Below are 24,425 nucleotides of genomic sequence, written 5' to 3'. Positions count from 1 at the left end.
CCCACGGAGGCCGCTGTCGACGTGAGCGCATGGACGTGCCGGCGAGACGACCCGCACCGCATCGTCCCGATCGGCCGCCCCATCGCCAATGCCCGCCTTCATATCGTGGACGCGCAGCTGCAGCCCACGCCGCTCGGCGTGGCGGGCGAACTGCTGATCGGCGGCACGCCGGTCGGGCTCGGCTATCACGGCGAACCGGAACTGAGCGCGGAGAAGTTCATCGCGGACCCGTTCTCGACCGACCCGCGGGCACGCCTTTACCGTACCGGCGATCTCGCGCGCTACCGCCCCGACGGCAACATCGAATTCCTCGGCCGCATCGATCACCAGATCAAGCTGCGTGGCCTGCGCATCGAGCCCGGTGAAATCGAGGCCGCCCTGCGCACGCATCCGTCGGTCGACGACTGTGTCGTGATCGCGAAAACGGAAGGCATCCGAACGTTCCTGATCGCCTATGTCGCGACCGCAGCGCCGGACCTCGCCGATCTTCGCGGCTATCTGGGCGGCAAGCTTGCGGACTACATGGTGCCGTCGCAGTTCGTCGCGCTGGCGTCCTTGCCGATGCTGCCCAACGGCAAGATCAACCGCAAGGCGTTGCCTGCGCCCGCGGACACGATCGACGCGCCACGGCCGCACGCGCCGGCCGTCACGCCCCGGGAAATCCTCCTGGCGTCAATCTGGCAAGACGTGCTGCAACTGCCTTCGGTCGGCATCCACGACAACTTCTTCGAACTGGGCGGCGATTCCATCCTGAGCATTCAGGTCATCGCGCGCGCCAATCGCGCCGGACTTCGTGTGACGGCGAAACAGCTGTTCCAGTACCAGACGATCGCGCAGCTGGCCGCCGCGCCCGAGGAGCGGGCAACGTATGCGTCGAGCGTCAGCCCGCTGGGCGATGCGCCGCTCACACCGGTGCAGCACTGGTTCTTCGAGCAGGAGACCGATGCGCCGTCGCACTACAACCAGACGGTCCTGATCCAGGTGCCGGCGGATATCGACGCGTCGAGGCTCGCCGACGCGTTCCGGCAAGTCCACGACCATCACGACGCATTGCGCCTGCGTTTTTCGCGCAGCGCGGGCCGCTGGACCCAGGAAGTCGTCGCCGGCGGCGAGGCGCCCGCCTGCTTCGCGAAGCGGGAGATCGCCGGCGACGCCGGCGAGCGCCTGGCGGCGATGCGCGCCGCCGCCGCCGAAGCCGAACGCGACATCGACATCACGCACGGCCCGCTGCTGGCGGCCCGGCTCTTCTGCGTGGCCGACGAGCCGCTCGCCCGCCTGTTCGTGTCGGTCCATCACCTGGCGGTGGACGGCGTATCGTGGCGCGTGCTCCTCGAGGATCTGCATGCGGCCTACCACGGCCAGCCGCTGCCCGAGAAGACGACTTCGTTCCGCGAATGGGCAATGCACCTGCAGCAACTGAGCCGTTCGCCGGCCATCGGCGCCGAAGCCCGGCTGTGGCACGCCCTCGTCGCGCAGCCCGTCGAACCGATGCCGGTCGATTATCCGGCCGCGGGTGCGGCCAGCAACGCGGTCGGCGACGCGGCGTCCGTGTCGTTCGAGCTGGACGAAGCCGCCACGACGGCATTGCTGCGCCGGCTGCCGCGGGCCTACGACACCCGCATCAACGACGTCCTGCTCGCCGCGCTGGCGCAAGCCTGCAGCATGGTCACGGGCAACGCCCGCACCCGGATCGATCTCGAAAGTCACGGGCGCCACGTGTCGGATGCGCCGCTCGACCTCACCCGGACGGTGGGCTGGTTCACCTCCATCTACCCCGTCGTGCTCGAGGCCGACGCTTGGCACACGCCTGAGGAAGCGCTGCGTGCCGCACGGCAGCAGTTGCGCGAGATTCCGGCCGAAGGCTTCAGCTATTCGCTGCTCCGCTACCTGAGCCCCGACGACGCCGTGCGCGACAGCCTCGCCGCGCTGCCGAGCGCCGATATCCTCTTCAACTATCACGGGCGGCTCGACACCGTGTTGCAGCAATCCGAAGGCTGGCGCCCGGCGGCCGAGGACCTCGGTTCGCTGCGTGCCGAGCGGTCGCAGCGCACGCATGCGTTCGAGATCGTCGCCGCCGTGGTCGACGGCAGGCTGCAGGTGGACTGGCGCTACGGCGAGCGGCTGCACCGGCGGCAGACGGTCGAGAACCTGGCCGCGCACTTCAAGGACCGCTTGCTCGACTTCGCGGCGTCGGTCCAGGACGCCGCATGGGACAACATCGAGGACAGCTACCCGCTCTCTTCGCTGCAGCAGGGCATCCTGTTCCATTCGCTGTACGACCTGGATCCCGCCGCCTATTTCCAGCAGTTCAGCTTCGTCGTCCGCGGCCCGCTCCAGGTGCCGGCGCTCCGGCAAGCGTGGGGCAATGCGCTCGCGCGCCATCCCGTGCTGCGCACCGCGTTCGCGTGGGCCGATCGCGATCAGCCCGTCCAGACCGTGCTGCACGCGGTCGACCTGCCGTGGACATTCCTCGACTGGCGATCCCGCGATGCGTCCCGCCGTGCGCAGGACTTCGACGCCTTCCTCGCCGATGACCGGCGGCGCGGCTTCGATCTTCAGCGCGCGCCGTTGTTCCGCTGCACGCTGATCCAGGAAACGGACACGCGCCATCGCTTCTGCTGGAGCGCACACCACATCGTTCTCGACGGCTGGAGCACCGCCATCCTGATGAAGGAAGTGTTCGACGACTACCTGTCGCTCGTCCGCACCGGCGCGCCCGCGGTGACTGCATCGGCGCCGGGATACCGCACGTACATCGACTGGCTCGCGCGCCATCCGCGCTCGGCCGACGAGACCTGGTGGCGCGCCGAACTGGCGGGGTTCCATGCCGCCACGCCGATCGCGGCCGGTCCGGCCCGGCAGGCCGCCGGCGACGCCGCGCGGCAGGCTACGCGCCGGACACAGCAGTTCCTGCTCGATGAGACCCTGGCCGCGCGGCTGCAAGCGCTCATGCGCACCCATCGCGTCACCCTCAACGTCCTGGTACGCGCTGTCTGGGCATTGGTACTGCGGCGCCACGCCGGCACGGACGACGTCGTCTTCGGCGTCACCGTGTCCGGTCGCCCGCCGATGCTCGACGGCGTCGAGTCGGTCGCGGGGCTGTTCATCAACACGCTGCCGTTGCGCTTGCGCATCGCGCCGGAGCGCCCCTTCACCGCATGGCTGGCGGAGATCCACGCAGCCCAGACGGCCATGGAGCCGCATTCGTACAGTTCGCTGGTCGATATCCAGTCGTGGAGCGAACTGCCCGCCCGCGACAGCCTGTTCGACAGCCTGCTGGTGTTCGAGAACTTCCCGGTTGCCGCTGCTCCCGATCTCGGGCCGGACGACCTCGAGATCCTCGACACCCGCGCCTTCGCGGAATCGAATTACCCGCTGACCCTGACCGTGCACCCGAACGAGCGCATCGGCTTCGAAATTTCGCACGACGCACACCGCGTCGCGCCCGACGTGGTGCGGCAGATGCTGGACACCCTCCGCGCAATGCTGGAGCGATTCGCCGCCGAGCCTGACCAGCCGACCGGCCAGCTCGCCGATGCGCCGGCTGCCGGTGGCCAGCCGGGCGCGCCGCGCGGCGTGGCCGCCCCTGCCGTCCAGCCCGCCGCCGGTCCGGTTACGGCGGCCCGCGCCGTCGCGCCGACGGCGCACGAAAGCACGTTGCTGGAGATCTGGCAGCGGATCTTCAAGCGAAACGACATCACGGTCAGCGACAACTATTTCGATCTCGGCGGTCACTCGATCATCGCGATCCAGCTGATGGCCAATGTCGAGAAGGCGTTCGATCGCCGGCTGCCGATTTCCTGTCTCTTCGAGAACCCGACGATCGAGAAGCTGGCGGCGGCGCTGGCCACGCAGGAACCGTCCGCGCCCGCCGGCGGACTCGTGCCGATCCGCGACGGCGGTCCCGCCGCGCCGCTGTTCCTCCTGCCGGGCGCCGGCGGGAACGTGGTCTACTTCCACCCGCTCGCGAACCGCCTGAGCGGCGCCCACGCGATTCACGGGCTGGAAGCGCTCGGCCTCGACGGCGCCTGCCTGCCGCTCACCCGCGTGGAAGACATCGCGGCCCGCCACATCGAACGCATCTGGCCGCTGGTGGGCGCGGGCCCCTACTACCTGGCCGGCCACTCGTTCGGCGCGCAGGTGGCGCTCGAAATGAGCCGGCAGCTCGTCGCCAAGGGCGCCGTCGTGAAGCTGCTGGCGATCTTCGATGCGTCCGCACCCATCGACTGCCCGGCCGCCACCTACTGGCGGGACTGGGACGACACCGACTGGCTGGTCGCGATCGCTCACGAAATCGGCACCTTCCTCGGGACCGACCTGCAGGTGACGCGAGACGACCTCGTCCCGCTCGATCCCGACGGCCAGGCCGGCCTGATCCTCGACCGGATCGGCGCCCGCGGCAGCTGGTTCGCGGACGCCGGACCCGACCGCCTGCGCGCCTACCTGCGCGTCTATCAGGCCAACTTCAAGTCGCACTACGTGCCGCAAGCCTCCCCGCTGCCCGTGCCGATCGCGTTGTTCCGCAGTACCGAGCGCGATCCCGGCGACTACGATCCGTCGCCCGAGATCGCGCAGCTTCGCCTGGACCCGGCCTGGGGGTGGTCACGCTTCTCGGCGCTTCCCGTCGAGGTGACGGACGTCCCCGGCGACCACCTGACCATGCTGCTCGATCCGCATGCCGGTGTCCTCGCTGCCCATGTCAATCAGTTCCTTGAAAAAAAGCCCTCATGAAATCAACGCCGACGATCGACAACACTTTCGCCCGCAAGGTCTGCATCAACCTGGACCGGCGTCCCGATCGCTGGGAGGCGATGCAGCGCAAATTCGCCGAGCAGAACATCCTCACGGTGGAACGGCTGCCCGCGGTCGATGCAAGACTCGTGAGCGTTCCGGAATCCTTGAGCCACATGCGTCCGCAGGACTACGGCTGCACGATGAGCCATCTCGCCGCCGTGCAACAGGCCAAGGCCGCCGGCGCGAGCGAAGTCCTGATCTTCGAGGACGACGCGTTCTTCGCCGCCGATTTCGCCGCGCGCTTCCCCGACTTCATCGCGCAGGTGCCGGACGACTGGCACATGCTGTTTCTGGGCGCGTATCACTTCGCGCCGCCCATTCCCGTCGCGCCGAACGTCGTCAAGACCGTGGAGACGCTGACCGCGCATGCGTACGTCGTCAGGAACTCGCTTTACGACGCGTTCATCGCGATCAACGAGCATCCGCCGGCCATCAACGACCGCAACAACCTCGTCCTGCAGAAGACGTTCAACTGCTACTGCTTCGAGCCCAATCTGGTCGGCCAGGAGTCCGGCTACTCCGACATCATGGACGAAGTCATGCCGGAAAAGCCGCTGACCTATTCCATGCCCATTCCGGATGGCTGGTAACGCCTGCGGTCCACGCTCGCCGCAATCCATCACTCGACAGGCCATTGAACATCATGCAAATCACTACCGTTGACCATGAGGCGGCGTTCGTACAGGCCGCGCTGGATGCGCTTCACCGGGACCGCAAGCTCGGCGAGGCGATTTCGCTGGCTTACGGGAAATGCGAATCGACCGCCGGCGTGATCGACCTGATTTTTCCGTTGATCACGAAGAAACTGCGGATCGATTACATCCTCATGTACAGCATCGAAAGCAATCCCCGCACGCTCCTGAAATTTCTTCGGCTGATCGAGTCGCAGCTGATCCGGAACGACAGCTGGACGGCCGCGTCGGTCGAGGCCGCGTTGCAGGGCGTGGCCGATTCCATGAACGTCGGCTGGGACCGTGCGCAGCGCCTGCTGAAGTGCTGCATCCTGTTTTCCGATTCGCCGCTGGAAATCGTCGAAAGCATCACGTTTCTCGGAAGGCACGAGGCGTCGTCGAGATTGAGATCGGCGGCACACACCATCGAACTCAGTCACCTGGTCAACTGAGCCCTTCCCGTTTTCACGCCTCTCCAAAAAGCGACTCATGGACTCCGCCCAAAGCAAATCGCCGCCGTGGCACTCAGCCGTCACCCTGATGTGGCGCAGTCATCCCTGGTTGACCCTGGGCACGGTCCTGACGGGCCTCATCAGCGGCGTGGCGTCGATCGCGGGCGTCGGCCTGATCAGCCGGGTGCTTCACGACCAGGACGATCGGCCGATGCTGTTGATGCTCTTCATCGCGGTGAACGTCGTCGCGGTGATCTGCCGGAGCGGCGCTGCCGCGATGCCGTCCTACGCGTGCATGAAGATCATGACGCGATTGCGCGTCAACCTGTGCAAGCGCATCCTGGCGACGCCGCTGGAAGACATCGACCGACGCGGCGCGCCGCATGTGCTGACGATGCTGACGCAAGACATTCCGCAACTGAGCCAGACCCTGCTCACCATACCGACGATCCTGGTTCAATCCGTCGTCCTGATGTGCAGCGTCGCCTATCTCGCCTATCTGTCGTGGATCGTGTTCGCGTCGACGCTCACGCTGACGATCGTCGGCCTGGTGCTCTACCTGTTTTTCTATCGAAAGGCGGCCAATTTCACGGAACGGGTGCGCGACGAGTTCGTCCAGTTCAACGAATACACGCACAGCCTCGTGTTCGGCATCAAGGAGCTCAAGCTCAACCGGGCCCGGCGACGCTGGTTCACCAAGGCGGCGATCGAAGTATCGTCGCGGCGCGTGGCGGGCTACAACTACATCGAACGCTTCTGGTTCATGACCGGCGACAGCATCGGCCAGGTCACCGTGGCGGTCCTGCTCGGATTCCTGCTGTTCGGCGTGCCGTCTCTCGGCGTCGTGGACCCCGCCGTACTCACGGCGAGCATCCTGGCCGTGCTCTACATGATGGGGCCGCTGACCATGCTGATCAACATTCTGCCGATCGTGGCCGAGGGCAAGACCGCCCTCGCCCGACTGGCGGAATTCGGTTTCCTGATCGACGACACGCCGGATTCATTCGGCAAGCCGCCGTCGCCCGGCATGGGGGAATCCGCGCCGATCCGGTCATGGCAGCGTATCGAGTTGCGCGACGTCAAGATGACCTACCGTGACAACGCGTCGTCGGTCGACTTCGTCCTGGGCCCCGTCAACCTGACGATTCACGCCGGCGAGCTGGTCTATGTGATCGGTGGAAACGGCAGCGGCAAAAGCACGCTGGCGAAGGTGCTCAGCGGCCTCTATGTGCCAACCGAAGGCCATATTGCCCTGGACGGAAAAGTCATCGACGACGATGCGCGCGAGCGGTACCGGAATCTGTTTTCCGCCGTATTTACCGATTTCCATCTGTTCAATCGCATCATCGGGCCGGACCATGAAAGTGCGAGCATCGAGCTTGCGCAGGAATACCTCGAAACCCTGAAGCTGGCGGGCAAGATCGAGATTCATGACAAGACTTACTCGACGACCAGGGCCTTGTCGACGGGGCAGCGCAAGAGACTGGCGTTACTCTGCGCCTACATCGAGGATCGCCCGATTTATATCCTGGACGAGTGGGCTGCCGACCAGGATCCGGTTTTCAAGAAATTCTTCTACGAAGTGCTGGTGCCCGATCTGCAATCGCGGGGGAAATGCGTGATCATCGTGACCCATGACGATCAGTATTTCAGGCTGGCCGGCCGGGTCATTCGCCTGGATAGCGGCCGCATCTTCTCGGACTCGGCCCGGTGTCCCGCCAGCGCCGACATGGCAGGATGACCGATGCCCCGGGCCGCCGGGTTTCGGCGGCGGCGGCAACGATGCGATGCGGGTGTTCGCCCGCGCAGCTGCCGAACCGTCGATGCAACGAGCGGGCGTCCGGACGATGCCGCTTCGTCATGTGACGATCCCGTTCTTAACGGGCGGCGGATCGCCCGGGCCGGCGACCGGATCAAGCGCCGGATGCGGCGCTCTGGCCCGCGGCGCCGCGCGCCGCACCGGATTCGATGGCCGGTGCTTCGCCGGTTTGTCCCGGATATCCGCGACAGACGGGGGAGCGGCACGATGTTCGGATCATGTCGGCGCGTGTCGCGCGCAAGCGCCGCTTCATCACTTCGTCAGGAGTCTTCCGACGGCGTTGAACAAAAGGTCGATGAAACAGCCGAAGCCGAAGCCGGGGCCGCGATCCGATTCGCGAAAGAAACCAGCGTCATGCCGCCGATGTGAGCGGCACGCAATCGTCGATCATCCATTTCGTGAGCCCGTGCCGGCCGCTGATGCCGAGCTTCACCGCGGCGCGCTTGATGTACGTTTCGACCGTACTCTCCTTGACGCCGAGCTCGCCGGCCATTTCGCGCAGCATCTTGCCCGCGAGCAGGCCGAGGCACACTTCGCTTTCGCGCGCCGACAACACGACCGAGGCGCGCGCAAGCCGCGACTCGAACTCGTGGCGCAGCGCCTCGACACCGGGCACGCCCGCCACCCCACCGCCCGGCGCCCCGGATTCGCGCGCGCCCTGCCGCCGCGTCGACGCATGCCACTCGACGAGCGGCAGCAGCGTATCGGCGAAATTCCTCAGGAACGCCATCTCCTGCAACGAGAAGTCGTCATGCGACGCCGTGCGATGCAACGAAATCACGTAGCGGCGATTCGCCTTGCGCGACACGAGGTGGCACTGGAATCCCGCGCTCGCCCCGCGCTGCGGCGCGACCTCGCCGCCGTGGCCGCGCCGCATCAGCGGATCGACGTGAATGAGCTGCCGGTCGCAGGCGGCCACGATCCGGTTTCGCAGCGGATGCGGCGCCGGTTCCCGCTCGCCGTGCACGACGGGCGCGCCGCCGCGTCCGTCGTCGCGCGTCGCACCGAACGCGCCGAGCGATTCCACGTGAACCACTTCGCCAGCCGGCTCGTCGAGCGTCCATTCCGTCATCCGGGTGGTGGCGAGCGGAATCGATCCGGCCAGCAAGGCATGCATGTCGGATGCGAAGCGCTCGCTGCCGGCGCTCGAAATCACCTTCCCGAGCTTCGCGAAGATTGCGACCATCTGACTCTCCTTGTTGTGCGTGCTTGAGGACGGCTGCGCAGGGATTGACGATTGCTGGCGATCCCCGCCATAAGCTGAATAATTCATTTCGGTCATTGAGCGTTGCTGAATAAAGGCGCGCTCCTGGCGTGTTTACTGAAGGAAACGCGACAAAAAGGCGAAACGATTCCTTTGATTGATTTGATGCCGAATACCCCAGCTGCGTATGATAGCGACGATTTAAGATATTTGCAGTCGATTGGATGTTTATCTTCAGCCGTTTCGCTCCGCAGAACGGAATCCGATTGATATGCCAGTTTTCGATGGCGGGATTAGCCGTTATTCATTGCGAAATTTCGCAACAATCCGGCCATGCGTTGCGCGCGGGAATAATCGTTTCCGTTTCTGTTTGCGAAACGTCGTTCGAGAGAAGTCTGGGGGGATCTCGTCCAGGCTTCTTTGTTCTCTACCGTGGCTTTGGCATCGAACATAGCTTTCCCGATCATCGTTTCGACTCGTTCGACGATCGATTGCGCCTGCGCGATGGCGCAGCGTGGCTGTCGTCGCGGGTCCAATTGCCCCGCCGCCAATACGCCTTTTTTCTATAAAAATCATCCCTGATAAATCTGGCAGGCGCCGATAAATAAAGCCGTCGCAAAAGATTCATAATTAACAAAACCGTTGCCAGTCACAAAACGGAAACATTAGATACGATACCGCCAATCCATTTCACCGCTTGTCACTCATCGAACAGATTGATACCCTTTCGGCGATGCAAGGGGTGAATCATCAACCGATCATGAATTGCGGGTGACTTTATTTAAAAATGTGAAACATGAGAATAAATATTCACGTGCAATCTCCCTTTATTGATCGTCGCGGCTAGCGCTTCGTCACGCGATATTCAGTCGAATTCCCTACTCGCTTGCCGGCAGGGCAGGCGGGCGGCCAGTTGAAAAAGTAACCGGGCGGCTTCTGGATTGACTTCCAGAGGCGCGCGATGATGCGCGTCCGCGCATCGCCGAACCGGTCGTCTTTTCAATCCTGACCGGCCAACGCTTTACCTCGCATCGCTGCTGCTCGTATTGCCGTATCCCGGTATCACCGCGTTATCTGTCGTCTTTCCGATCGTCAAAACCATTCCGAAAAAACTGGAGCACACCATGAGTCAAGACTTCCGAGACGAACCAGCGTCGCGCCGCGCTTTCCTCGCCGACATGGCGAAGCTCGCTGCCGCAGGCGTCGTCACCGGCTGGACGCCGCTCTACCAGATTGCGGCCAATGCGCGAACCGCCGACGCGACGCCGCCCGGCTTCCCGGCCGACATCCCGCTTTACAAGCAGGCGTTCCAGAACTGGAGCGGTGAAATCGCCGTGCAGGACGTATGGACCGCCGCGCCGCGCTCGGCCGACGATGTCGTCGCGGCGGTCAACTGGGCGCGCTCGAACGGCTACCGGATCCGCCCGCGCGGCTACATGCACAACTGGTCGCCGCTCACGCTGGATCCGGGCGCCGGCGCCGCGAACGTGGTGCTGCTCGATACGACGAAGTCGCTGACGGCCGTCTCGGTCGACACGTCGGCACGTCCGGCGCGCGTCACCGCCCAAACGGGCATCTCGCTGGAGTCGTTGCTCGCGACGCTCGAACAGTATGGCCTCGGCGTGATTGCCGCGCCTGCGCCGGGCGACATCACGCTCGGCGGTGCGCTCGCGATCGATGCGCACGGCACTGCCGTGCCGGCGGTCGGTGAAACCTTGCAACCGGGACACACCTACGGCTCGCTGAGCAACCTCGTGGTCGCGCTCACCGCGGTCGTGTACGATCCGGCCCGGCAGCAATACGTGCTGCGCCGGTTCGAACGCAGCGATCCCGAGATCGGCGCGTTCCTCGCGCACATCGGGCGGGCGTTCGTCGTCGAAGTCACGCTGACGGCAGGCCCCAACCAGCGCCTGCGCTGCCAGAGCTACGTCGACATTCCGGCCTCCGAACTGTTTGCGCCGGCCGGCACGTCGGGCCGCACGATCACGTCGTTTCTCGATCGCGCGGGCCGGGTGGAAGCCATCTGGTTTCCGTTTACGTCCAGCCCGTGGCTCAAGGTCTGGACGCCCACGCCCAGCAAGCCGTTCCTGTCGCGCGCCGTCACGCAGCCGTACAACTATCCATTCTCCGATTCGATCTCGCAGTCCATCTCCGATCTCGTCAAGCGGATCGTGATCGGCGGCGAAGGCGCATTGACGCCGCTGTTCGGCCAGACGCAATTGGCCATCACGGCCGCCGGTCTCGCGCTCACGCTCAGCGGGGATATCTGGGGCTGGTCGCGCACCGTGCTGCAGTACATTCGACCGACGACGCTGCGCGTGACCGCGAACGGCTACGCGGTACTGGCGCGGCGCGCCGACGTGCAGCGCGTGATCAGCGAGTTCGTGCAGTTCTATCAGAACCGCGTCGACACGTACAAGGCGCGCGGCGAGTATCCGATGAACGGTCCCGTCGAGATCCGCATCACCGGTCTCGACAAGCCGGCCGATGCCGGCGCCGGCGCGGCCGTGCCCAGCCTGTCCGCACTCAAGCCGCGCCCCGACCGGCCGGAGTGGGACGTGGCCGTGTGGTTCGATATTCTGACGTTACCGGGCACGCCGTCCGCCGATCGCTTCTATCGCGAGATCGAGCAATGGATGCTCGCGAACTACACCGGTTCGTATGCGACGCTGCGCCCCGAATGGTCGAAGGGTTGGGGCTATACCGATACGGCTGCCTGGCAAGACGACACGATGCTCACCACCACGATTCCGAACCTGCATCGTGAAGGACAGCCGGCGTCGAGCACGTGGGATACGGCGCGCGCGACGCTCGAACGCTACGACCCGCACCGGATCTTCCGCTCGCCGCTGCTGGATCGGTTGATGCCGTAACGGTCGCGGCGCACGCCGGTGTTGAAGGTCGTGGATTCTGCTGGCGGCGTTCGCTGGAACGCCGATCATGTCCGGCTAGGCGACCTTCATCGCCACGGCTGACGGGCGCTTCGCGACGCCATTCCCGCAGCGCTGTCCGGGCCGCCGAAAACGGGATGGCGGGCTGGCGCTGCCATCCGCGATTGCACCGCCGAGCAACGCCGGCAGTGCCGCACGATTCGGATCCAATCCGGCGTCGAACGCGCCTTTACGGAAGTCCCCCCTGCCCTGATGACGATCACAAACGGCATCGGGACAGAGGGGCGCAGCAGGTCGGGTGCTTTTTCAGGCGCGTCGGTTTCGATTGAATGCAGATCGGCTGAGATGGGAAGGCGTCAGCGAGAACGTCGACTCGCGCTCAAGGCAATATTGACCCACGCTGAACGACGCGTCGGCGGTCCCTGCCCCGACCGCATACTGCGCACCCGCCCGCCAGCCCATCGACATGGAGACCCGCCCCGCCTGCGCGCGTGGTCACCCTTGCCGACTTCGGGCGTAGAGAGACGAATGGTGCTTCGATACGACGGCCACGCAAACCCGGAGACAGAGTGCGCCGCGATACGGTGACGCACACTCGCAACGCATCTGGCACTGAGCCGCCTCCCGGGCATTTCCGCGATACACGAGCATCATTTGTCGCAACTGAACCGGTACGTGTCGTTCAGCTCCAGCGCCAGCACCATCGTGCGCAGATTGTTCGCGCTCGCGGCGTCGCAAAGCGTGCGCTGCCCATCCGGAGTGTGATACTGACTCGCGTACTCCGCATTCAGAACCGGCTTGTTCTTAGACGTAAATACCGAATACTTCCCGCATTCGCCATGTTCGTTGCATTGCTCGTTGACCGCGAAATCGAACGACGGCTCGAGTCGATTCAGTTGGTCGACATCATTCTTGAGAGCGACCGCCAGATTGCGCAGATGCGCTTCCGACGCGAGGAACTCGTTGTAAGCGTATTGGTCATCGGATGTCAGCGGGAATCCTGTCTTGTTCGCATAGCCGTCGACATTGTCAGGTTCCACGCCGTCGCAACCTTTTTCCACGGCGCGATCGAGACGTGCCTGCATGATCTTCCGGACATTTTCGGAGCGGATGTCCAACCAGTTTTCCCGTTTCCATCCTTCCATCTTTTTACCCATGTCCGATGCCTCGAACTTTGCAAAGTCGGAACGCCAGCTCTCCGAACTTCCGGCGGAGAAGTAGCAGACGACCTTGCGCCCCGCATTTTTCAGACTGGCAATGGTCGCGGGATCGACGTCGAACAGATCGATATCGTAGATCGACACGTCATACGAAGTATTGATCGTGCCTCTGAGTTGCCATTGCCAGGTATCGGAGGCCACCGGCACCCAGCGGACCCTGGCGGACGCAGGCGCCGCAGCGGCCACATGACTCTGGGCCGCCAGAGCCTGTGCGGACGGGGCGCTGGAGGCGCCATCTCCACAGCCTTGCAAACTCGCGATGGACAGCAGCATCACGGCGACAACGGACAGGGAACGTGCGATTTTCATCGGGTGAATCTCCGGGTTGACATTGAAAAGGTGCAGGGTCGCCATCTGGCGGATACGCGGATTGCTCGGTGAATCTGGATGACTCGGGTGATACACGTTAAAAATCGGATACGCGCTGCGGAACCGGCGATCGAACGGCGAGTGGCATGCAGGCCCCCGGGCGCCGTGGCGCCCCCCTTACGCCACGACGACGAACGGTTGACGTGCGGCCTGCCCCGGTCAGGCATCGAGAGGATCCGCGCGCATTAGCGACGCATGCCCGAAGCGCAATGCGCGGCGTCGACAATCGCGAAGCGGTCGGCCTGATGAGCCGGCCGTTTATCGAGCATTGGGCCATCCTTGGATTTCGCCGGAATCGAACCGGTCAGCCATTCAAGCGTCTCGTTCGTATCGAAGCGGTTCACCGCGTGCATCGCGCCCGCCGACGTCGACCAGGATCGGGCAGGCTGCCGACCACCACGGAATCCTGCGTCGCGCGGTCATGGCCACACTCCGCAATGGCACGGCGCGCCGACACGACGCGGCAGGGCCTATCGACAAGCCAGACGACCCAGGCAGACCGAGAAAATCGAAAGAAAAGACAAGTGTTCATCCGCTGTTCCTCATGAAAGAGAACTGCGTGTCAACCGTCCGGCGTGTGGCCGCCGCACATCGATAGCCCCCGACGCTGCCCGGCCGCGCCAAGCGGCCCATGTCGCGCAGGTCGGCAATCCCATTAAATCTTCGAGTTCTTTCGTTTTAAACGTTCCGCAATAACGAAAGAAAACGAAGTATCATGGATTTCCGGGCTCTCGATCAAGCTGATGGCAATGAAATTGTGTGCCTCTGTGTGATTGTTTCGTATCTCGGCAACACGTTCCGCGAAAAAACGAAAGATTTCGATACATATCATCACTTTCGAATTATGCGAACCATGCAAATCAACTGGCCAGTTCACACATGCATCACGACGCTGCTGCGGGGTGCGTTGCGCGCATTCACGGGGGTGCGTGCCGAGCGGGGTTTCCCGGACACGCTGATCTACGTGACCCGGGCACTCGCGATGATGCCGCCCGGGCGGATGGCGCTCTGGCACTCCGGTCGGCAGAGGCGTACAGATGGGGTTGATCCGCGCAGACGAATCGGGATCGCGGTATCTCGTGTTTCCAATCGTGTCGCTGTCACCGGTGCTGACGATCGCTTTGTCATTTTTGCTGCCGCGCGAACGCACGGGCACGCTCGGCGTGATCGGAATCGCACTCTGTTCGCTGCCGCTGTTCGACAGTCATTCGGTCCAGGGGTCCGCAACGTCCGGTCAGTCGTTCGGACTGCTTTTGGTATTTCAACGCACAAGTCGTGCTTGTACCGCTGCATCTGGCGCCTCATCTCGGCACCGTCATTCATGCGGTGCACCTTGGAGGTCGGCCGCTCGCCCCTTCGGCATGACGCGTGCCCGGTTCCAGCCAGGGTTTTGGATATCAATTCAGCCTTCCGCCCTGCCGAAATGTCCATGCCCGATCAAAGAGTGCCTCCGTCGTCCGCCGTTGATCACGCGCCCTTGCTTGTCGAAGCGCGGCGCCGTCTGATCCGCGAGTTGATTCGCGAGCGCGAGAAGGTCGCCGTCGACGAACTGTCCGAGCGTTTCGGTATGTCGCTCGTCACGGCGCGTCACGGCCTGCATGCGCTCGCGTCGAATAACTGGACATGTTGATCACGGATGCCGGCGCTGATCCGTCCGTCGTCGATGACCTGCGTCGACGTACTGACCGTATAGCCACGTATATGCGCTCCTTTACACCGGTGTGGCGTGGAGACAAATCCTCTGTGACTACGGACATCGACCGTCGATTGCGCATTTTGAAGTTCGTGCCTGCTCTTTGCCATTGCGCGAGCGGCAGGTAATGCACGCTTAATGGTCCGCCATTGGGTATCCCCTTGTCTTTTATTTGGAGCACGTCATGATTCTGAAACCATTTTCTCCGTCGAAAGGGCAATCTGCGGTGTGGAAAATCGTCACCGTTGCCCTGATCGGGGCATTCGGCAGCAGTGCCTGGGCCGCTCAGAAAGCCGCCGCCCCCCCTTTCGCCGGCGGCCAACAAGCTGGAGACGCTGCGCCCCAGGTTGAGGTTCGCTCCGATTACTCCGACTACAACGGGTCCACGGCTCGATATCGCGGGAATGTCGTTGCAAAAGTGAGCGGCGTCACGCGCTATTCGGCAAAGTCCATCAATGTGCGGCCAAACGGCGAGGTTCTGATGGAGGATCTCCAAGTGCAGTTGGGGCAGGAGAAGCTGCGCACGCGGCGGGCAGTCATGCCTGCGAATGCAACGGACGGGACGGTGATACTCAAAATGGAGGAAGCGGAAGTCACACGCTAGTCTAGGCACCTCTCTCCGGGCGGTGGCGACGCGTCGTTGGTCGGCGCTGCGTCCCGCCCGGCTCACTCACCGTCGCTCGATACACGCTGGGCAACGCCTGCAGAGAAAGTTGCAGCGGCAGGCTTGCCGGTCCGATCGGTTCGGGAATGTGACGGATTGCGGTATGGCATCGGAGAACTGGCTCGTGAAGGGCAGCCGGCGTCGAGCACGTGGGATACGGCGCGCGCGACGCTCGAACGCTACGACCCGCACCGGATCTTCCGCTCGCCGCTGCTGGATCGGTTGATGCCGTAACGGTCGCGGCGCACGCCGGTGTGGACATTCGCAAATTCTGCCGATGGCGTTCGCTTGAACGCCAATCGTGTCTGGACAGTCGATCTTCATGCCGTCCGCAGATTGACCGCTTCGATCGACCTCGGATCCCGCCTGGCCGCGCCTGTCCGGCGTGGCGCGAGCGAGCCCCGGATGCGCCACGCTCGTCCCTCAGGCCCGGATGATTCCGCCCAGGTAACCGAAGTCGCGGATAAACTGCTCCGGCTCGTCGCGTGCCGTTGCCCGGGTGTCCGTCTGCGCCACCGATGACGTGTCCGTTCCGGCCGGCGTTTCCGTCCTGGCGACCGACGACACGGACGCCGTATCGTCGACGGGGGGCAACCGTGCGGGTGGCGGGTCGGTCACGTCGTGCTGCGTGTCGCGACGAGGCGCCGTCCGAATCGCGGCGCTCTCGCGCAGCGGCTTGATCGTATCGCGCAACACGGTGCGGAATCCGTGGGGGCGTGGCTCGGCGTGGAACAGCGTGCCCGCATTGATCTCGCGCATGTTGCCGACGATCTTCGCGTACGCATCGAGGAGCGGCCGCCCTTCTCCGCACAGATAGGTCGTGCGTTCATCGATTGACCCCGCCGCGGCGAGGCGCGCCCTCGCCGCCGCAAGGTCGATGCCGGTCAGATCCACGTCGTCCGCCCACGACGCGTCCGAATCAGGAGACGGCCACCCCCCGTTCGCCGCCGCGCCAGGCGCATTCAGCTGCGTCCGCCGTGCATGGTCTGCCACGCGGCTGAACGGCTCCGACGCGAGCATGCGGAAGAACTCGTTCACCTTCGGCGCGTCCTCGATGCGCGTGCCGTGGCGCGTCGCCTGCGCCTTCGCGTCGAGAAAGACCGCGTAGCGTTCGATCGTATCCACGACGGTCGACGGCGTGGCGAAGTAGCCGTTTCGTACCCGTGGATTCGCATCGAAGCGCGCCTTCAATCCCTCGGGTGTCGCTGCATCCGGATGGTCGAGCACGGCGGCGAGTCTCGGGTGCTGAAGGATCAGATAGCTGAGATCCGAGCCCATGATCTCGCCGACGAATCCCTGTGATGAATCGGCATGCGAAATACCCGGCGTGAACAGGCCAGCGGGGGTCGGTATGGTCAACGATTCATTCAAGCCGGCATTCTGGTTGTGGAGCACGCGCACGTACTGCAAATGGGTCGACTTCGCACTCAACTCCGGCGGCTGCCGGAACTTCATCACGATCGTGCTGCCTTCCGACGCGTCGAACACGAGCCCTTGCATCTGGCGTGCGATCTCGGCGCTGTCGACTTTCGGTTCGTCCGTTGCGAGCGCTTCATTCAGCTGGTTGAGCGCCTTTCGCACCGCCATCCCGAGCGCCGCGCCGGCCAGCGGCTTGCCGCCGTTCGCCGTGAGCGTGATCTGCCAGAACTTGCCGGCCCGGATCGGATTGATCTGATGGTCCGCATAGAGGAATTTCGCTTCCGCACTCAGGGTCAAGCTGCCCGTTTCGTTGGTGACGTCGACTGGACCGAGGGACTTGTTCCAGTGACCGAGCAGCGCCCCCATCGCGTTGATCGTCGCGCCGCCCGCCGCGGTACCGCGCACCACCCCATGCCAGCGTTGCCACTTCCCCTGTTCCTCGAGCGGGCCGTTCTTCTGCACGTCGTAGTGCTTCATCGGCAGATAAACATTGTCCAGCAGCTCCCGGGTCCGGGCATAGCTGCCGTCCGCCCGCGTGACCGCGGCCCGGTTGTTCTCGCTGGCGTCCAGCGACAGGCGTTCCTTTGCGATCCCGATATGCGTCCCCACCGCGCCCAACGCCAGGCTGATGCTCGCGTAGCTCGCGGACACGAATGTGTCCGGATGGGCAAGCGCGTCCGCCTCGGGATAGCGGCCGTGCCAGATCTCGTCGTTGATCCGTGCAAATGCGTGGCCGCGCTCCGCTTCGAGCCGCTCGGTCGCGGCGCGCGGCAGAAAGCGGTCGCCACGTGCCAGCACCGTCGCGGCGTCCTCGATAAAGGTCAGATAGAGCTGCTGCAGCGCTTCTGCCTCGGCACCGGCGCGCTCGAGGTGCGCGGCGGTCGGGTGACGGATCACGTCGTGGAATTGCGACGGAATCGACGCCTCATCGCCGTAGAGCGCCTCGTCGTGAGCCAGGGCAGCCGGTAGCGGGTCCGTACCGTGCTCGCCTTGCAGCCGCTCGCGCGTCATCCCGTACAGCTCGAGTGCTGCCGGCGGGACGTCGCTGCACAGCGCGTCGAGCTGCCGGTGCACGGCAAGCGTCGCCTTCAGGTCTTTGTAATGCGACAGGTCGAGAATCTGGTGCGGTGCGCTGGCCGATTCAACGAAGAACTGCATCAGTTCGCCGCGCGCAAGCAAATCGAAAGCACCCTTTGCGCCGATATTCTCGCTGTCGCCCGTCGACCGGCCCAGGCGCGCGTCGACGCCGAGCGTCGCGTTGCGAAACGCCACCGCCCGGTCCGCGTACGCAACGGAAACCGGCACGTCCCTGCGGGTGGCAAGGGGAAGCCGCTCGCGGTCTGCAACGCGCTGCCGCACGACGTCGCCGACAGCCGGATAGGCGGCCTGGATGATCTCGTCGAATCGCGGTGCGTCGTCATTGCGGTGCAGTGCCTCGTCGAGCTCCGTCGCGAGAAGCGCGAGCTTCACGCCGTTGAAGCCCTTTTCGAGTTTTTTATCCGCCAGGAAGTACGGCCGACCGGGTTCGGACACGTAGTTGCGACCGAAAAGCTGCGACACCGCCGCCATGATGCGCTGCCGGCCATGTTCGAGCTTGCGCGTATTCGGACCGGCAGACGTGATCGTCGAGCGATTCGCGTCCCGGTTCGCAACCAGCGCCAGCAAGTCTTTCAGGTCGGCGTGCTCGAAATAGGTGCCGCCGCCCGAGTACGAGGCCTGGCCATTGATGCGCGCGGCCCAACCCGATATTTCGGTGCCGACGCCGCCCTGGACGGTGGCGCCGGCCGACGGAAAGAAGAGGACGTCGCGATCGTCATCGGAGAACACGGTATGGCCGCCCGAGGCACTGCCGGTGACGTTGCCGATGCCGTTCGAATAGCCGAGGCTCGCGCCCGTACTCGTGACCACGTTCGGGCCCGATACGCCCTGGCCGATGCCATGCGCCACACGTTCGAGCCGCTCGGCTTCCCGGCCGGTGTAATGCGCCATCAGATCCGGCGCCGCCGCGCTCAAGTGGGTGCGCTTCAGCTCCGTCATCAGGGCCGAAAACAGGTCGTACTCGCGTGCGGACGCGGCCCCTCCGTCGCCGGCATTGCGCTTCACGGCGCTGGAGTCAAGGTCACGCGCCAGCTTGCGCGACGTGTCCGCCGCCCTGGCAAAACCATCGCGGACAGCAAGATGCTGCCGCTCCGGATGCGCGCGAGTGGCTTCGGCGGCATTGCCGATCTCCGAGAGTTGCTGCGCGAGACGGTTGCGCAATGCCACGACGCGCGGGTGCCCGTTCGCGATGTCAGCCGGGATGTCGGGCAGCGCAGCCACGAGCGCATTCACGGTCTGCTGCAGACGGGTTGCATCGAGTGCGCCGGAGTCGGGATGAATGACGGCGCCGTCAGGGCGTGCGACGGCCGGCGGCGGCGTTTCCGTCCCGGGCGCCGCCAGCACCTCGAGTTCGATTGCGTGGACGGGCTCGTTTTCCGCCGTCGTCACGTCGACGGACTGCCGAGCTGCGTCGCGCGTTCTCGTGGCGTTGTTCCGCGCGAGCGCTTCGCGATAGGCCGTACGTACGCCACGCCCATTCAACCCCGGATTTTCAAGCATCGCGTTCAACTCGCCGTCGCTCATGCCGCGCGCGGCGGCGGCCTGCCTGCGTGCCGTCGCCGTGTCGACGAGATTGCGCAGCGCCCCCGGAATCGACGTGCTGGCTTGAGCGCGTTGCCCGGCCTCCTGTAACCGCTGCGGCACCCCGTGCCCCTCGTCGGCATCGGTACGCCTGATCCGCGCCATCATGCTCGTTAGCTTCATCTTTGTGCTCCAGCGGCAAGGCGGGGAACCGGCACAACACCGCTCGCCGGCGCCATGTATGACTGCTTGATGACACATCGTAGGTTCCCGCTGCCGTGGGTGGCGGGTGAACGCGAAGCAGCGTGCGCCGTGGCGAAGCGGAGGCCGGTCGCTCGGGCAATGTGGCGCGTCGACGCGGCGCGTGGCGTTGTCCGGAATGGAACGGACGGGGCCGGACCTGCACGGTTCAGCGCGGCGACGCCCCGTTTTGCCGATCTGGCTTGCGTTGCGTCGACCCGCGCCTGTCTGCCTTGCCCCAGGGCATGTCAGTCCATCGCGAGGTGGAGGGCATCGACAGTCACGATTCCACTGTCTCTCTCGACGTGCCGCCGATTACCTGACCATGCCGCGGCGATCAATCCCTGGCAGCCGGCACGCCATCGGTAGCTCTGGCGCCGGCGCCCGGACGCGACGCGAGCCATGCGCTCCAGGTTTGCGGCTGTCCGTCCGGGTTTTGTCTCGCGTACTCATGGAACGCATAGAGGAACGACAATCGATCCTGTCGAAAGACGGCGTTCTGCCCATCGATCTTTCTCAATTGATAGTGACCCAGCTCCCCTTGCCGGTCGATGATGCCGTCTGCCGACACCCGTCGAGCGTTGCGCAACATGTCATAGATCGCCATGAACGTGGTCGTGCGCCCTCTGCCACCCTTGCAATGCACATGCAATGCTGCGCCGGATGGCATCTGACGGACGATATCGACGAACCGGTCGACGGCATCGTTGCCCGGCCGCAGGTGGTCGGTGACCGTCAGACGGGCATAGTTTGCCCCGGTGCGTTCGACGAGCGCCTGCTCGCTGACGATCTCCGGACGATGGAGCGTGACCGACCTCATCGGCCTGACGCCCGACTTCATGTCTTCCGCGCTATGGATCGTCAGATGCTCGCTTCGACGAAGGTCGCCGATCCAGTCGGCTTCGCGCTGCAACGCTTCCTCGTGCGAAAGGCCGACGTTGGCCCAGTCTTTCAGGCCGCGCAACGTCAGTGCGTAGCGGCCGGCTACGACGTGTGATTCCTGGCGGACATCGACGATATGCAATTGATCCCGATTCTGAATGTTCGCGGATCGCGCGATACGTTCAACCTGCCCGGTCGTCGAGATCGTCTCGCTTCCCGATAGTCGCAAGTCGTCAAGTCCTTCCCGATTGAAGTGCGCCGGAAGGGCGCTCAAGTCGCTGGTGGTCCGGAAGTACCGGAAATGTTCCGCGCTACCCGGCTGGTCTTCCGGCGGTGGCGTGCGGTCGTAGGTCAGGACGGGATCCAGCTCTCGCTCCGGTTGTGCGAACCGCAGGGAGCTGATGCGCGGTAGCGTGGCAATGCCGTCGTCGCCGGCCCGGGTGCCCGCCTCCGGTTTGCGAGGCAGTATCGATAGCGTGGGATGCCGGGCAGAATGCTCGGCATCCTGCGGCTGTTGACGTGTCTTTTGAATGCAGCGCTCATCGGATCCCGATTCACTCGTAACCGGTGGCTTGAATCCGCCGGATTTTGCGATGTTCGTCATGACGTCTCCAGAATGCCTGTGTCGCCGCGCGAAGAGTCGAGAGGCGCGCGTCGATGCTTGTACGGAACCACGGAATGGGTCCGATCATGTGGATCGCCCGATCGCCCGACCACTCATCGATCTTCACCGTTTCGGCAAGCCCTCGATCGACGCGTCCGTTGGGTACGGGAAGCGATCCTGCATGGTTGTATGCGCCTTCGAGCCATGCCTCGCGATCGACGCCGGTACCGATCGCCGGAGATCCTGACGCCGCATGCAGACTCGGCGTCTTGATGTCGACGAAGCGCGGGGTCGTCGAACACCGGTCGCCCCGCTCCCGCTTGCCTGCCGATACGCCACGAGCGTGGTCAATGCGGCGCGGTTCCGGATCCAGCGCGCTGTCGATGCCCCCCCTTCGCCAAGTACCGGCCGACGGCCCGATACGTTGACGTCGGGACGGGGATGGATGACGCGACGCTGACGCGCGGCCGCTTGGCGGCGCCCGTTCAGCCAACGAATGTCGCGAGGCGGGAAAAATTGAGCCTGTCTGCAACGGACCCCGCACGGACATGCGCCGCAGAGGTCGATAGGGTCGCGGTTCCGCGGCAACCGCGCGGTCCCGAACGCGAAAATACCATCGGGGGCGCGAAGCACATGAATTCGCGCCGGGTGGAGCGCGATGCAAACACCTCTCGCGTGACATCGAACGCTGCACTCCCGGTGCGAAACGTTCGGATACACCTCGTTCGATCATGCCGGATTTTTACGCTTCGCATGCGTCGCCGTGACTTCGCCACGCCGGCAAAACCATCCGGATCACTTGATCCCTTCGCGTCGTCGATGCCCGCCAAGTTGCATCGACATCTGCTGGCCAGCACCGGACAACGTCATTGAGGACGGCACGGCATGTCTTCGCATCATCGTCCAACGCTTCGCAAGCCGAACAGATCGCACCGCGCCTGACCGGTAATCTGGCGGGTGCCAAATTGCAATCCACATGGAGCGCTCGATGGGATGCACCATTAGCCGTGAGCCGGGCGAGCGTGGCTTGCCCCACACCGACAATCCGCTTGGTGAACGTGTCAATGACACGGTCCCTTCCAGTCCAACACCACCGGTTCAGTTGCAGCAGCTGAGCCGGATGAGGGCACCGCGACACTCGAGGGGCGAACAGGCAACGGGGCTTCGCGAAGAAGCGCGCCGAGCGGGAATCCAGTCAGCCGAATCTCCGGCTGGCAAGCATGCCGCAGATCACGCTCCGGCAAATCCGGCACCTTCGATTCGACTGCAACGACTGAGTCAAGCGATGCCGCCGCGACGCTCGTCGAGCGGGCAGGTAACGGCGCCTCACGAAGATATCCTGCTGGAACGGGAAGCAATCAAGGACAAGGACGAGGAGCGCCGAGATCGCCTATCGCAATTGATTCCCGAGTATTTCGGAAGAAATGAAATTGAGGAAGATAAAAAACATATTGCGATGTGGGTCGTCAATTACCATGAATACGCATTTCGCAGAAGTACTGCGAATGTGGAAATCTCCGGACCATTCAAAGGAAATGAAACATTTTCTTTCGAGAAATCTTCAAATCGGGACGCAAAAGATGACGATATCGATCCATTCGTCAAGCGATGAATCGACCCCGTTCCCGCTCATCGAGATGAACGGGAATTAGCCAAACGAGTGGTACTCGCGGGACGCGAACCAGTGAACGACCGCGCCGGCAACCGCGCGCTGGCCGGACCGTCACCCTGGAACAGGCATTGTCGCTTGGAACACATGCCCGTTCCGAGCCGGTTACTCACGTGTTGCGCCGACCTGCCGGTTGGTGACGAAATCGCCGCTGACCGGTACTTTTCCATATTCCACGACCTGCCGCGAGCGTCCGCGCACGACGAAGTCCGGCGTTGCGGACATGCCAGGACGCGCTACGGTGAAACGGGTTTCTGTTGCGCGTATCCGGAAGGGGTCAGCACCACGAGCAGCGTCGCACCGGCCGGCGCCACGTATGCATGCGGCCGATGCGACGAAAACAATGCACTTTCGCCCGCCCGCAACCGCGTCGGCTCCCCTTGTTCGAAATGCAGTTCCAGTTCGCCTGACAGCACATAGCAAAATTCCTCGCTGTCGTGCGTGGCGAGCCCCCCTGCCTCGTCGAGCGTACGTGCCTCGACCTGCATGCGCAACGTGATCATCCCGGTCGAACTGTCGCGGTGCAGCAGTGCGTATTCATACGGAATGTTGGCGATTCGCGTCGTGACGATGTCTTCTGCGCGACAGACGCTCAGCGTGGTGACCTTGCGTGGCTGGACGGTCAGCACCTCGCTCCAGTCGAACCCCATCCCTTCGATGATCCGGAGCAGCATGCCGAAGGTCGGCGACATCTTGTTCGTCTCGATACGCGAAAACGTCGCGGCAGGAACACCGGTCAGCCGGCTTGCCTCATTCAGCGTCAGGTCCCGCGACTGGCGCAGCGCGCGCAACCGCTGGCCGATCTTGTCGGCGGGTACTTGCTGGCGGCCGCGGCGCGGCGGCTTGATCGACAGTGCCGAAGTGATGGAGGCGACGCGGGTCTTCTTGTTCATTGCCGTTCATCGGAGTTGAAAAACGTTGCGGATGAGTAAATTGAATAGACGGATGAGTGAACTGAATATACCGCATCGCCGCCCCCGCGGACGAGGCTTGTCGTCACACGACAAAGGACGTACACTGAATTCACAATTGCATGACGAAACCGCGGTATCTTCACGGCCACGGTTTTTTTAAACACCCTGATTTGCATATATGTAAATTCCGGGTTGAATTGTTGCCAGTTCAGCCTCGATGGTCGGGGTTCACTATCCAGTAACGAAAGGTTGAAGAAGCTCGGCGTCGCGATTCGGCAACCCGGGATTTACCTATCCGTAA

Annotated in this window: 17 protein-coding genes; 11 read left to right on the top strand and 6 right to left on the bottom strand. The window is 64.0% G+C overall.

Translation table 11 applies throughout. The annotated features are described in order from the left end of the window. The 5 genes from BLA15945_RS34785 to BLA15945_RS34765 all read left to right on the top strand — a co-directional run. Positions 1–4,731: condensation domain-containing protein (locus tag BLA15945_RS34785; protein ID WP_174994492.1), on the top strand; the 4,731-nt coding region annotated here is incomplete at its 5' end. Continuing rightward, positions 4,728–5,384 carry a glycosyltransferase family 25 protein gene (locus BLA15945_RS34780; protein WP_059241569.1) on the top strand — a complete coding sequence of 219 codons (657 nt, stop codon included), beginning with the start codon at positions 4,728–4,730 and terminating at the stop codon, positions 5,382–5,384. The genes BLA15945_RS34785 and BLA15945_RS34780, both read left to right, overlap by 4 nt. 53 nt (positions 5,385–5,437) lie before the next feature. After that, on the top strand, positions 5,438–5,917 hold the full coding sequence (locus BLA15945_RS34775) for a hypothetical protein (protein ID WP_059242453.1): 480 nt from the start codon (positions 5,438–5,440) through the stop codon (positions 5,915–5,917). Between the two features lie 37 nt (positions 5,918–5,954). Beyond that, entirely contained in the window at positions 5,955–7,658 is a 1,704-nt protein-coding gene (locus BLA15945_RS34770; protein WP_059241567.1) for a cyclic peptide export ABC transporter, read from the top strand. 3 nt (positions 7,659–7,661) lie between these two features. Beyond that, positions 7,662–8,105, top strand: coding sequence for a hypothetical protein (locus BLA15945_RS34765; RefSeq protein ID WP_174994490.1), 444 nt, complete (start codon positions 7,662–7,664; stop codon positions 8,103–8,105). Here BLA15945_RS34765 and BLA15945_RS34760 read toward each other — a convergent pair. Next, complete coding sequence (locus BLA15945_RS34760; protein ID WP_059241563.1) at positions 8,089–8,922, bottom strand: helix-turn-helix transcriptional regulator; 834 nt, start codon at positions 8,920–8,922, stop codon at positions 8,089–8,091. The two genes, BLA15945_RS34765 and BLA15945_RS34760, sit on opposite strands and share 17 nt — an antisense overlap. A 242-nt stretch (positions 8,923–9,164) precedes the next feature. Here BLA15945_RS34760 and BLA15945_RS34755 point away from each other — a divergent pair, with 242 nt between their 5' ends. Next, on the top strand, positions 9,165–9,509 hold the full coding sequence (locus BLA15945_RS34755; RefSeq protein ID WP_174994489.1) for a hypothetical protein: 345 nt from the start codon (positions 9,165–9,167) through the stop codon (positions 9,507–9,509). Between the two features lie 555 nt (positions 9,510–10,064). After that, positions 10,065–11,813 carry a cholesterol oxidase substrate-binding domain-containing protein gene (locus BLA15945_RS34750; protein ID WP_174994488.1) on the top strand — a complete coding sequence of 583 codons (1,749 nt, stop codon included), beginning with the start codon at positions 10,065–10,067 and terminating at the stop codon, positions 11,811–11,813. Between the two features lie 668 nt (positions 11,814–12,481). On the opposite strand, the gene BLA15945_RS34745 is transcribed toward BLA15945_RS34750, so the two are convergent. Both BLA15945_RS34745 and BLA15945_RS34740 read right to left on the bottom strand, forming a co-directional pair. Further along, positions 12,482–13,405: an endo alpha-1,4 polygalactosaminidase gene (locus tag BLA15945_RS34745; protein WP_233464364.1), complete on the bottom strand. Its 924-nt coding sequence runs from the start codon at positions 13,403–13,405 to the stop codon at positions 12,482–12,484. A gap of 200 nt (positions 13,406–13,605) precedes the next feature. After that, positions 13,606–13,764 carry a hypothetical protein gene (locus BLA15945_RS34740; RefSeq protein WP_174994487.1) on the bottom strand — a complete coding sequence of 53 codons (159 nt, stop codon included), beginning with the start codon at positions 13,762–13,764 and terminating at the stop codon, positions 13,606–13,608. A 371-nt stretch (positions 13,765–14,135) separates the two neighbouring features. Between BLA15945_RS34740 and BLA15945_RS37775 the strand changes: the two genes are divergently transcribed. The 3 genes from BLA15945_RS37775 to BLA15945_RS34725 all read left to right on the top strand — a co-directional run bounded on the left by BLA15945_RS37775 (position 14,136) and on the right by BLA15945_RS34725 (position 16,011). Beyond that, positions 14,136–15,050, top strand: coding sequence for a DeoR family transcriptional regulator (locus tag BLA15945_RS37775; protein WP_233464363.1), 915 nt, complete (start codon positions 14,136–14,138; stop codon positions 15,048–15,050). Between the two features lie 247 nt (positions 15,051–15,297). Next, entirely contained in the window at positions 15,298–15,717 is a 420-nt protein-coding gene (locus BLA15945_RS34730) for a hypothetical protein (RefSeq protein WP_155627336.1), read from the top strand. A 156-nt stretch (positions 15,718–15,873) separates the two neighbouring features. Then, positions 15,874–16,011 (top strand): cholesterol oxidase substrate-binding domain-containing protein, encoded by a 138-nt coding sequence (locus BLA15945_RS34725; RefSeq protein WP_196486664.1) that lies wholly within the window; start codon positions 15,874–15,876, stop codon positions 16,009–16,011. Between the two features lie 189 nt (positions 16,012–16,200). Here BLA15945_RS34725 and BLA15945_RS34720 read toward each other — a convergent pair whose 3' ends face one another. Beyond that, entirely contained in the window at positions 16,201–19,998 is a 3,798-nt protein-coding gene (locus tag BLA15945_RS34720) for a hypothetical protein (RefSeq protein ID WP_174994486.1), read from the bottom strand. 394 nt (positions 19,999–20,392) lie between these two features. Continuing rightward, the gene (locus BLA15945_RS34715) at positions 20,393–21,541 is read right to left on the bottom strand and encodes a phosphatase domain-containing putative toxin (RefSeq protein ID WP_174994485.1); all 1,149 of its coding nucleotides are present in this window, start codon (positions 21,539–21,541) and stop codon (positions 20,393–20,395) included. A gap of 976 nt (positions 21,542–22,517) precedes the next feature. On the opposite strand from BLA15945_RS34715, the gene BLA15945_RS34710 reads away from it, so the two are divergent. Beyond that, positions 22,518–23,153: a hypothetical protein gene (locus BLA15945_RS34710; RefSeq protein ID WP_174994484.1), complete on the top strand. Its 636-nt coding sequence runs from the start codon at positions 22,518–22,520 to the stop codon at positions 23,151–23,153. A 293-nt stretch (positions 23,154–23,446) separates the two neighbouring features. On the opposite strand, the gene BLA15945_RS34705 is transcribed toward BLA15945_RS34710, so the two are convergent. Further along, a complete protein-coding gene (locus tag BLA15945_RS34705; RefSeq protein WP_174994483.1) occupies positions 23,447–24,103 on the bottom strand; it encodes a helix-turn-helix domain-containing protein in 657 nt (218 codons plus the stop codon). Between the last annotated feature and the right edge of the window lie 322 nt (positions 24,104–24,425).

Origin of the sequence: Burkholderia arboris (genome assembly GCF_902499125.1) — a bacterium.
GTDB classification, from domain to species: domain Bacteria; phylum Pseudomonadota; class Gammaproteobacteria; order Burkholderiales; family Burkholderiaceae; genus Burkholderia; species Burkholderia arboris.
This window is presented reverse-complemented; position numbering and strand designations above follow the sequence as displayed.